This is a genomic window from Methylomonas rosea (genome assembly GCF_024505055.1).
Taxonomy (GTDB): domain Bacteria; phylum Pseudomonadota; class Gammaproteobacteria; order Methylococcales; family Methylomonadaceae; genus Methylomonas; species Methylomonas rosea.
In genome coordinates this window covers 1-7,707 of sequence record NZ_JANIBL010000104.1, presented here as the reverse complement: position 1 = coordinate 7,707, position 7,707 = coordinate 1, and the positions used below count along the sequence as shown (strand labels likewise).

Sequence of the window (7,707 nt, the reverse complement as noted above, 5' to 3'; positions counted from 1 at the left end):
CCCAGCGCGCGCGCCAGATCGTCGCCCAAAGCCAGCGCCGATAAAGGGCGCACCAGTATCACGGCCGCGGCCAAACCGAAACCTATCAGCACCAGGCCGGGCCACAGCAGACCTGCATGCGGATGCGCCAAAGAACCTAGCAGCCAAAACCGGAAACGATCGAGGTTGGCGGTGTCGACCAAGGCCAGCCAAGCCGTCAGACTATGGCAAGTGGCCGAAAGCGCCAATCCGGCTAACACTAGCCGCAACGGCGATGCCCGACCGCCGCCGACATGCGCCAGCACCAGCACCAGCAAGCTACCTAACAGGGCTCCACCCAGTGCGCATCCGATCTGAGCCGTGGGGCTTTGCGCGGCAAACAGCGCCATACCTAGAGCGACCCCGAGCGCGGCGCCGCTGTTAACACCCAACAAACCGGTTTCGGCGAGCGGATTGCGCGTTACGGTCTGCAACAAAACCCCGGCTGCACTCAGTGCCGCGCCCAAGGCCAAGGCTTTAAGCAAACGGGGCAACCGCAATTCGCCCAACACCAGATCGACGTGGACGTCGTTCGACGCGCTCAGTATCCAATTCAGGCTGCTCCTCCAGCCGACGCCGCCGGCTCCCAGGCTTAAAGACGCCAAGGCCAAGGCCAGCACGGAAAGCAGCAGCAGCGCATAAACGGCGCCGGCTTTGTACACGGCGATGTTCACGAGCCGGTCTCCACTGCGGCGAAAGCCGCCGCCACATCATCCAATACGGCTCTGGCGGCCAGCGGGCCACCGATTACGGTCCACAAGGCGGCATCGACTTCGCGTATCCGATGCCGCCGCGCAGCCCGCAGTTCCGAAAAAGCCGGTTCGTCTCGCAATTCGGCCACGCCGCGCGGATCCGGTGCAAAATTGCCGATGAACAACCAATCGCCGTCGATGTCGGCCAACACCTCCCGACTCAACGGCGGTCCGTGTCCGGCACCAGGTCCGCGCTGGGCCGGCGGTCTGGTCAAACCCAAATCGTCCAGAACCCGACCGGCAAACGCATCACCCAGCATGTACATAGGCCCGTTCGGCGTGAGACGAACGATACTCACCGATTCGCCCCGATGAGCGTTCAGGTTTTCGCGCAGCCGGGCGACCAGCCCGCGGTAATCGTCGAGCACACGCACGCCGGTCTGTTGCCGGCCCACGGCGTCGGCTATGCGTTTTAGGCTGTCTTGCCAATATTCTCCGGGATAAAAGCTGACCACGGTCGGCGCGATTGCCCTTAACTGATCCAGGAATCCAGGATCGCTCTGACCGCCGGCCAAAATCAAATCCGGTCTTAGGGCAACGATGCGGTCCAGCGACGGTTGAGCAAAGTCGCCGACGCTTGCTATCCCGTTGACGCGCTCGCCCAAATATCGCGGTGGATGGTTGCTGCCCCGGCCGTTGCTGGCACCGACCGGTTGGAGGCCAAGCGCCAGCGTGGCGTCCAAATCCAACTCACTCAATGCGACAATACGTTGTGCCGCCTGCGGTACCCGTACCGGTCTACCGACAGCGTCGATCAATTCACGGGCCGCCGCCTCCGGCACGGCGGGCGGAGGGCCATCGCATGCCGCCAAGAGCAAGGCCAGTAAAAGCACCGCCCCAACCATCGGCGCATTCATTCGTTCCCCTCCACACAGCGGTGCCGCTCGTCGTGATAATCCTCCTCGCTGCACCCCCGACACCAATACGGCACAGCGTACATGAACGCGGGGGACAAACCGCACGCGTGCAACAAATAATGGCGAATGGCGAGTACCGACGCGCTCTCGCCGGCTATCGTGGCGAATACCCGCGCCCCTGCCGGCCAGCGGATTTGGCGGACGGCGTCCGTCAGCGGACAGGAAGCGCGCGAAAGCAGCCAGTGCAGCTTCACTCCCGGCGGATGCTGCAACGCCAGTTGGTCGGTTGCGTCCGTCACTTCGATCAATGCCGCTCCATTTGCCGCAGCCGGTAGCGTTTCCAGTACCGCCGCAATAGCCGGCAAGGCCGTCAAATCACCGGCCAACAGATGAAAATCGGCGGCAGCGCTCGACAACGGCGGTCCGCCAACGCCGGCCAACGCTATGCTGTCGCCGAATTCCGCACGGATGGCCCAGCGCGAACCGGGGCCGTCATCGCCGTGCAGCACGAAATCGACATCAAGTAAATTCTGAGAAAAATCGACGCGGCGTAGACTGTAGGCGCGCGCCGCCGGTCGCCGTGGTTCCTCGGTCGCGTCGGAGCCGGGTAGCAGCAATTTGAGATGCGCGCCTGGCCCGGCATGGCCTATCACTTGCAAGCCTTCGCAGTGAAAACGGATACGACGCAAACGCGGACCCAAGCTAAGGGTTTCCCGCACAATCAGGCGCAGAGGGGTGCGAACGGACGGGCTACGATGCGAATTGGGGGTCGTCATACGAAAAATCGAAAGGTTAAGATCGGTGCAGAATTATACGGTGGGCCATGGCGTAACGGCTGCACCGGACTGCGGATTGACCGGCTGGCAAAGCAGCGTGCGTTTTACGCAAAGACGACTTAATGACGCAAGCGTAAGCTGCCCGGAGCCTTGCCGAATTGGCGGCGGAAAGCCGTCGCGAAATTAGCGGCGTTGGTGTAGCCGGCCAGATGCGCCGCGTCACTGACGCTGATACCGTCGCGTTCCAATGCGTAGCGTGCATGATCCAGCAGCCGGCAACGCTGATACGCGAACACGGTGCTGCCGGTATACAGGCGAAAGTAGCGCTGCAAGGTACTGGGACTCATGCCGATACGCTCGGCCAAGGCCTGCATCGACCAGCCGTCACCTTCCCCGCTATCGAGAAAGGCGCGAAATTCCGCCAATCGGCGCCGTTCGCGCGGCCTAAGCACGCACATCGGGTCCCTGTGGACATCCGTCAGCGCCGCCAAGGTTTCGGCGGCGATGTCCAGGCAGCGGCTTTCCAGACACAGGCTCATCAGCGGCGTGCTGGAGGCGCACAATTCGAACACACTGCCCGCCAAAGCCTGCACGCGCGCGGACAAACGCCACTTTTGTACGGCAAGATGAGTGTCGAGCAAGCTGTCCAGTCCCTGGTGAGCGGATAGCACGTCTTCATGTTCGGCGAGCCAGCGCGTACCGAACGCCAAACTCACTACCCTCCGCCGCGCGCCGCGCCGCAACCGGCGGGTAAAGCACTCGCGCCGGGTTAAAGCGACGACCAGCCCGCTACGCTCAGCGCCGCCCGCACCCAGCAGAAAACGTTGACCTCCGTAGCTTACATCCGCTTCACCAGCCAGCGGCAACACTATCAACAGCCCCGGCTGCAACATTCCAGTCACTTCCATATCCAACTCGTCCCGCACATCGGACGCATACAGCGACAAATCGGGCTGCAACTGCAACTCCCGCAGGCTACCGCTTACTATCGGGGAGCCGCTGGCGGCCAAGGATACAGCGGTACCGCCGGGGGTGGTTAGACCCGGTCGCAACAAAGCCGAGCAATCGATCTTGGATGAGGTAATAGTCGATAGGCGATTCATAGGATTATGTCCGATTGATTCCTGAATGATGTTCCAAGCCGGCGTCTGCGCGGCCCGCAAAGGAATCCGCTTCCCCCGCAAACGCACGGGCTTGCTTTGAGTCGGATAATAACAGCCACTAATGTTAATGTAAATCATTCTTATTTGAAGGCTAACCATGAAAGTAACTCTCCCTGTCGGATCGAAACGTACGCTCTCCCTAACTATATTTTTACTCGCTTCGGTCGAACGATCACTAGCCGGCCCGCACGAGTCAGACGCAGATAAGGCAGTTGTCATGGATACTATTAAAGTGACCGGTAAAGCGGTGAAAGCCGATGCCGACACCGAGAAGGTGGAAGACACTCCCTCGACTTCGATCAAGGACGTATTTGAGAAAAACATCTCAGTCGGTGTCGGCGGCCCGACCGCAACGTCTCAAAAGGTGTATGTCAACGGCATAGAAGAAACCAATCTCAACGTTCAGATCGACGGTGCCCGGCAGGTAAATAATATTTGGCACCACAACGCCAACCTGCTGCTAGACCCTGGCGTGTTAAAAGCGGTTAACGTGGAAGCCGGCGTAGCGGCGGCGGATGCCGGACCCGGCGCGCTGGGAGGATCTTTACGCTACGAAACCAAAGACGTCGACCACTTGTTGCCGACCGGCCGGGCTTACGGCGCGTTCCTGAGCGGCGGTTTTGCCAGAAATCTGGATACCTATACCAAATCCGGCGCCGCCTACGGACGTTATCACGGCGTCGAAGCCCTGGGCTATGCCTCCCACGCCGAAGGCGGCAATTACGACGCCGGCAATGGCGATCCGGTGCCGGGCACCGGCACCAATCTGCTCAGCGCTTTAGGCAAACTGGCGTATACCGCGGAGGGAGGGCACCGCTTCGAAGCCTCGGCCCAGCATTTGTCCGATGATGAAATCCGGCCCTTCCGCGCCAATTTCGCCGCAGTGCGCGGTCTCACCTTGTTATCGGAAAACATCTTTAAACGCAATACTGCCAGTTTCAAATACAGCACCCGGCAGCCGAGCAAGTTCTACGATCCGGAAGTTCGCTTTTATTACAACGATACGTCGCTTTCCCGACCGAATCCGAACGGCGGATTTCGTCCCGGCTATTTCGACTCCACCATCGAAAGCGTCGGCGCGACGGCGTTGAACCGCATCAAAACGCCGTTGGGCGAACTCAGCGCCGGTATGGATTTTTATCAGGACCGGGCGCTAACCGATAACTTTCGCGATGCTTCGATGACCGAAACGGCCCGAAATTTAGGCGGATTCGCGCAATTACGCGGTGAGCCCGCCGACTGGCTTAAATTTTCCGGCGGCGTCCGCCTTGATTCTCAAGAGTTCGAATCGGTGGACCGGAAACAGTTCGACAATACCGGCGCCAGCCCTAACATTTCGCTCGGTATCACGCCGTTGCCGGACCTTACCCTGAACAGCAGTTATTCTTACGTGTTCGGCGGCATACAACTGGCCGAGGCCGCGATCTTCCACACCATGCCGTATTCGGCTTATTCTGCGGATCTTGCGGCACAGCGTGCCAGCAATGCCAAGGCCGGATTCAGTTATAGCTTGGCAAACATCAAGCTGGAGGGCGAGGTGTTCTCGACCCGAATCCAAAATACCCCGGCCTATCAAGAAGGCGAGGACAGTTTCGTCCGGGTTAACGGCCCGGCGGTGAAGACCGAAGGCTTCAATCTAGGCCTCGGCTATCAACGCGAAAATGCCGAATTCGGCGCGCATTACACCAACACCGAGGTCAGCTACGATCATTCTCAACTCGGCACCTTGGCCTTCTACTTGGGCTCGCCCGTCGGCGAAATTATCAAACTGCACGCCGCCTACGCTTGGCCGGAACTAGGCGTTAAAACCGGGGTAAGTTCGGAAATTGCGCTGAAATACCGCTTCGCAGAGGATTCGGGCAATCGCGATCTTGACGGCTATCACACCTACAACGTGTTTGCCCAATGGCAACCTAATTTTTACCGAGGCCTGACGCTACGAGCCGAAGTCAACAATCTTACCGATGAAGACTATACCGATCGCTATACAGCCGGTACGGCGGTTGGGTTCATTACACCGCTGCAAAATCCCGGGCGTAGTATGCTAATTTCAACCCGCCTGGAGTTCTGAACGCATATGTTTACCGAGACTAGGCAGCTATTTCCCACGTTCGCCGACACGAATGGGCCTGCCGACGGCGAGCGCCCCACTGCAATTGCTCTGCTGCAGCGCTACGACGCCGGTTCCAGTTTTTTCTTGGGCACGCCCGAGCGCACCCTGCTAGGCAGCGGCGTCCGGGCTCGGTTAACCCGCCACCCCGATGAGCCGATGGCAGCCGCTCTGCGGCGTTTGTTCGCCGACGGCACGCAAAACGACGATACGCCGGCCATTGCGGTAGGCGCGCTGCCGTTTGCTCCCGAAGCCCATCCGGTATTGTTTATTCCCCATCGATTGGATGCGGCCGCGCCCCTAGCGCGCCACGCGATAACCCGAACGAAAGCGGCAGTGCGCAGTTCTGAAACGCAAGAACGACCGACGGAGGCCCTCTATGCACGACGAGTGCAACAAGCGCTGGACTTGATGCGGCAATCAACCTTAAAAAAAGTCGTGCTGTCCCGAATGTTGGAAGTAGTGGGCGAGGGCGAGATCGATCAAGCTATGGTATTGCGCAATCTGGCGTCGCGCAATTCAGCCGGCTACACTTTTGCCGTTGATTTGCCGACGGCGTCCGGTCGCGTCCGCCGCTTGATCGGCGCCAGTCCCGAATTATTGTTGCAACGCATGGGAGAGCACGTCCTGGCCAATCCGATTGCCGGCACAGCGCCGCGCAGCAACGACCCTGGCGAGGATCTGGCGCGGTCCCGTAAGTTGTTGCACTCCGCCAAGGACCGCCACGAACATGAATTGGTGGTGAAAGCGGTGGCGGAAACCTTACGGCCCTATTGCCGCAACCTGGAGGTTCCGCCGGTCCCGGAGTTGATAGCAACCGCCCGCGTTTGGCATCTTTCCACGCGGATCCGCGGCAAGTTGATCGACCCTGCACCCAGTTCCTTCGACTTGGCCCTGGCCTTACACCCGACCCCGGCCGTATGCGGCGAACCGCGTGATCTGGCACGCCGCGCAATCGAACAATTGGAAGGCTTCGATCGCGGCCTATTCACCGGTCTGGTGGGCTGGTGCGACGCCAACGGCAACGGCGAATGGGCAGTAACGATACGTTGCGCGGAAATCGAAGCCAATCGCGCCAATCTATACGCTGGGGCCGGCATCGTCTCGGAGTCCGAACCTTGGCGCGAAGTCGCGGAAACTGCGGCCAAGTTCCGCACCTTACTGGACGCTCTCCAAGGGAGCGGAGTATGACGGAAGCGGATTTTACGCCGTGGCCGGACGATCTGGTCAGACGCTATCGCGAACGTGGCTGGTGGCGCGGCCAAACCTTGGGCGCTTTTCTACGCGAATCGGCGCGGCGCCACGGTGAACGTCTCGCGTTGGTCTGCGGCGCGCGGCGCTGGTCCTACCGCGAGCTAGACGAACGGGCCGACCGCTTGGCGACCGGATTTGCTCAATTGGGCTTGCGCCCCGGCGAACGTATAGTGGTGCAATTGCCGAACATCGCCGAATTTTTTGCTGTGTGTTTTGGCTGTTTTCGCCTCGGTCTGATTCCGGTACTGGCGCTGCCGGGGCATCGCCGCGCCGAAATCGCCGCGTTCTGTCAATTGGCGGAGGCTGCTGCTTACGTGATACCGGATCGCCACGATGGATACGATTACCGCGTGCTGGCGCGGGAAACGCGAGCCTTGACGCCAAGTTTGCGCCAAGTAATCGTGGTCGGCGCGGCGGAAGAATTCGTCCCTTTACAAATGCTTTACGCGGAACTGACAACTCTGCCGGAACCGGACCCCGGCGCAGTGGCCTTACTCCAGCTTTCCGGCGGCAGCACCGGCACGCCCAAGCTGATTCCGCGCACGCACGACGATTATCTTTACAGCGTAAGGGAAAGCGTCGCTATTTGCGGTTTCGACACCGCGACGGTATACCTAGCGGCCTTGCCGGTGGCACACAACTTTCCACTGAGTTCGCCTGGCACGCTGGGCACCTTGCATGTCGGCGGTCGCATCGTGCTGCTGACCAGGCCCGAGCCAGACGCTGCCTTCGCGCTGATCGCCGCCGAAGCGGTCAGCCATTTGGCCCTGGTGCCGT

7 protein-coding genes are annotated in these 7,707 nt (G+C 60.3%); 3 read left to right on the top strand and 4 right to left on the bottom strand.

The features are described 5' to 3' along the window. The 4 genes from NP589_RS20915 to NP589_RS20900 form a co-directional block, all read right to left on the bottom strand. A partial coding sequence (locus NP589_RS20915) for an iron chelate uptake ABC transporter family permease subunit (protein WP_256608705.1) occupies positions 1-692 on the bottom strand: 692 nt, incomplete at its 3' end. Then, on the bottom strand, positions 689-1,627 hold the full coding sequence (locus NP589_RS20910; protein WP_256608704.1) for an ABC transporter substrate-binding protein: 939 nt from the start codon (positions 1,625-1,627) through the stop codon (positions 689-691). The genes NP589_RS20910 and NP589_RS20915, both read right to left, overlap by 4 nt. Further along, positions 1,624-2,403, bottom strand: a complete 780-nt coding sequence (locus tag NP589_RS20905; RefSeq protein ID WP_256608703.1) for a siderophore-interacting protein — start codon at positions 2,401-2,403, stop codon at positions 1,624-1,626. The genes NP589_RS20910 and NP589_RS20905 overlap by 4 nt, the downstream gene beginning before the upstream one ends. Before the next feature lie 119 nt (positions 2,404-2,522). Then, complete coding sequence (locus NP589_RS20900) at positions 2,523-3,506, bottom strand: helix-turn-helix transcriptional regulator (RefSeq protein ID WP_256608702.1); 984 nt, start codon at positions 3,504-3,506, stop codon at positions 2,523-2,525. A 277-nt stretch (positions 3,507-3,783) separates the two neighbouring features. Here NP589_RS20900 and NP589_RS20895 point away from each other — a divergent pair, with 277 nt between their 5' ends. The 3 genes from NP589_RS20895 to NP589_RS20885 form a co-directional block, all read left to right on the top strand. Beyond that, a complete protein-coding gene (locus NP589_RS20895) occupies positions 3,784-5,637 on the top strand; it encodes a TonB-dependent receptor plug domain-containing protein (protein ID WP_256608701.1) in 1,854 nt (617 codons plus the stop codon). 6 nt (positions 5,638-5,643) lie between these two features. Beyond that, on the top strand, positions 5,644-6,867 hold the full coding sequence (locus NP589_RS20890) for an isochorismate synthase (RefSeq protein ID WP_256608700.1): 1,224 nt from the start codon (positions 5,644-5,646) through the stop codon (positions 6,865-6,867). Continuing rightward, a partial coding sequence (locus NP589_RS20885) for an AMP-binding protein (protein ID WP_256608699.1) occupies positions 6,864-7,707 on the top strand: 844 nt, incomplete at its 3' end. The genes NP589_RS20890 and NP589_RS20885, both read left to right, overlap by 4 nt.